At 66.2% G+C, this 1,079-nt stretch carries 1 protein-coding gene; it reads left to right on the top strand.

The window, feature by feature from the left end; translation table 11 throughout:
* A partial coding sequence (locus GWE18_RS41885) for a chemotaxis protein CheA (RefSeq protein ID WP_275191300.1) occupies window positions 1–1,079 on the top strand: 1,079 nt, incomplete at both ends.

Genomic DNA, 1,079 nt, shown 5'->3' with positions numbered 1-1,079 from the left:
ATCGTCCGCGACCTCTCCGGCGAACTCGGCAAGCAAATTGAATTGGAAATGCACGGCGCCGACACCGAGCTCGACCGCCAGGTGCTCGACCTGATCAAGGATCCCCTGACCCACATGGTGCGCAACTCCGCCGACCACGGCCTGGAGACGCCGGCCGAGCGGCTCGCCGCCGGCAAGGGCGAGCAGGGCACCATCCGCCTGTCCGCCTATCACGAGGGCGGCCACATCATCATCTGCATCGCCGACAATGGCCGCGGCCTCAACACCGAGCGGATCAAGGCCAAGGCGCTGCAGAACGGCCTCGTCAGCGAGGCCGAGCTGGAGAAGATGACCGAGGCCCAGATCCACAAGTTCATCTTCGCCCCGGGCTTCTCCACCGCCGCCACCGTCACCTCGGTCTCCGGCCGCGGCGTCGGCATGGACGTGGTGCGCACCAATATCGACCAGATCGGCGGCACCATCGACATCAAGTCGATCGCCGGCGAGGGCTCGTCCGTCACCATCAAGATCCCGCTGACGCTGGCGATCGTCTCGGCCCTGATCGTGGAAGCCGCCGGCGACCGCTTTGCGATCCCGCAGCTCTCGGTGGTCGAACTGGTGCGGGCGCGGGCCAACTCCGAGCACCGCATCGAGCGCATCAAGGACACCGCGGTCTTGCGGCTGCGCAACAAGCTGCTGCCGCTGATGCACTTGAAGAAGCTGCTCAAGATCGACGACGGCTCGTCAAGCGACCCCGAGAACGGCTTCATCGTGGTGACGCAGGTCGGCAGCCAGACCTTCGGCATCGTGGTCGACGGCGTGTTCCACACCGAAGAAATCGTGGTCAAGCCGATGTCGACCAAGCTGCGGCACATCGACATGTTCTCCGGCAACACCATTCTGGGCGATGGCGCGGTCATCATGATCATCGACCCCAACGGCATTGCGAAAGCGCTCGGCGCCTCCGGCTCCTCGGCCCATGAGATGGCCGACGAGGCCTCGGCGGCGCATGCGCTCGGCGGCGAACAGCTCACCTCGCTCTTGGTGTTCCGCGCCGGCTCCTCGCAGCCCAAGGCGGTGCCGCTCGGCCTCGTCACCCG

Origin of the sequence: Bradyrhizobium sp. CSA112 (assembly GCF_029051645.1) — a bacterium.
Taxonomy (GTDB): domain Bacteria; phylum Pseudomonadota; class Alphaproteobacteria; order Rhizobiales; family Xanthobacteraceae; genus Bradyrhizobium.
The sequence above is the reverse complement of the archived record's forward strand: the minus strand, read 5'-3'. Positions and strand labels throughout refer to the sequence as shown.